Origin of the sequence: Corynebacterium sp. LK26 (genome assembly GCF_014335085.1) — a bacterium.
GTDB classification, from domain to species: Bacteria; Actinomycetota; Actinomycetes; order Mycobacteriales; family Mycobacteriaceae; genus Corynebacterium; species Corynebacterium jeikeium_D.
This window is the reverse complement of sequence record NZ_PDHB01000005.1, coordinates 1-367: the sequence shown is the minus strand read 5'-3', so window position 1 is coordinate 367 and position 367 is coordinate 1. Positions and strand designations below refer to the sequence as shown.

Genomic DNA, 367 nt, shown 5'->3' with positions numbered 1-367 from the left:
TGATTTGTGGTGTGTGGTCTGGGGTTATGGTGGCATGCGGACACACTTTTCTTTACTTAACCCGGATTTGCAGTGTATGCCGGGGGCTGCGGGGAGGCGGGGAACTGTCATGAATGCTGTCACGAAACTGGTGACGAATCCGTGGTGGCAACGCCCTGATTAGTGTGGCAGTTCTTCGCTGAACGGTGCGGCGAGCGCTAGCAGTGTGACTTTTTGCGTGGGCCTGTAGTAGGCTGTCTTCACGGATCCCATGTGGCGTCCATCTCGTGAACTCCCCCAGGGCAGGAATGCAGCAAGGGTCAGCGAGCTCTGACGGGTGCGTGGGGTCCCCTTTTTTTTTATCCCCGGCGTTCTTCTGGCACTTATG

1 other RNA gene is annotated in these 367 nt (G+C 56.7%); it reads left to right on the top strand.

Annotated features, from left to right (window positions below):
• The first annotated feature begins 240 nt into the window (after positions 1-240).
• Positions 241-335: signal recognition particle sRNA small type (gene ffs, locus CRD13_RS05705), an RNA gene on the top strand.
• The last annotated feature ends 32 nt before the right edge of the window (positions 336-367 follow it).